Here is a 1,264-nt window from a genome sequence, read left to right on the forward strand (position 1 = left end):
CGCCACCCTGCCCGCCCCAACGGTGCATGTCACGCCGCCACGCCGTCCAAAACAGACCTTCTCAAACACGCTCTGAGGACGGAGAGTGGCGTGGAATGATTTCTCTCTGCGGTGGAGTCAACGCGCAACTAGGTGGTGCGGGCAGTTGGTCCATCTGTGTCGGGGTCGATCAGAATGGTATCGGATTTTTCCATGGCAGGAAGTTTGGAATGGGGCCAGGGGTGGCTGTTGGGGCGGCGGGAGGTGTGCAGGTATCAAATGGCGGTGTCAGAGACCAGGCTGGCGGATCAAATTATGCGCAGGTTGGAGTGGAGGCGCCTGCAGGCGCGGTTGTCGGCTTGTCCAAATCCGACACAGAGCACGTATACACGGTCAGTGCGGATGCCTCAGGAGGATATGGGGTTTCGTTTGGCGAAGGCGGCCGCGCCAAAGCTTGGGTCCTCGGCTACTGGGAATTGTGGTGATAGGTATGGGCAAGATGGATGACCTTGAAAATATTCGTAGCGCGACCTCTTACCGACTACTAATCTGGACCATAAGGATATTCCTGCTGTCTTTCCTGCTCATAATGGTCCTCCTCTCGGCGATGGCCCTAGGTGTCTCCCCGCACGCCGTTGGCCCGGTGGTGGCCGCGCTCATCTTCGTCGGTGCTGCTGCAATTGTTGTAGGTTTACGACCGTTGACGATAGTTTCGGCGATGCTGCGAGATCAGGGAGGCATGCAAATTGACGGTCAGCTAGCCTTCTTTCGGAATTTCGGATCCGATCTCCTTCGAGTGAGATGAGGTGAGCCAGTGGAGGGCGCTGATTTTCAGCGCCCTCCACTGGCGGAACTGGCAGCGAGGTCTGCGGATTCGATCTGGCGGGGTTTGGTCAGGTTGGGAATCCCGACAGAATCCCGACAGATGAAGGTGGCTATCGGGCTGTATCCTGTATCAATTGCACCGACTCCTACGACGCCTTCGGCCGACCCGCCTCCACCTCGATTGTGGTCCCGTCTTCGGAGTCGCGGTGGGTGCGCTCATCTTGGTATGAGCGTGCGGCTTTGTGTTCTTCTGCGAGGGCGGGGTGCCTGCGCGCACTGTGATCTCGGATGCGGGACAGCCACCTGATGATGGTGTCAGGATGACGGGCCGTGTCAGACCGTGCGTCTACGTACCGCTGGAACCGTTACGATCGGCCTCTGAGCTAGCCTCGGCCCTTCAGTAAGGGCTGCCCGCATCGTGGATCATGAAAGAGGAAGTGCCTTCTGATCTGGGAAGATC

1 protein-coding gene is annotated in these 1,264 nt (G+C 58.5%); it reads left to right on the plus strand.

Annotation, left to right across the window (positions count from 1 at the left end; translation table 11 throughout):
• Positions 1 to 469 precede the first annotated feature (469 nt).
• Positions 470 to 784, plus strand: coding sequence for a hypothetical protein (locus tag FF096_RS26180; protein ID WP_155222215.1), 315 nt, complete (start codon positions 470 to 472; stop codon positions 782 to 784).
• The last annotated feature ends 480 nt before the right edge of the window (positions 785 to 1,264 follow it).

This window comes from Micromonospora sp. CP22, from assembly GCF_009712475.1.
GTDB lineage: Bacteria > Actinomycetota > Actinomycetes > Mycobacteriales > Micromonosporaceae > Micromonospora.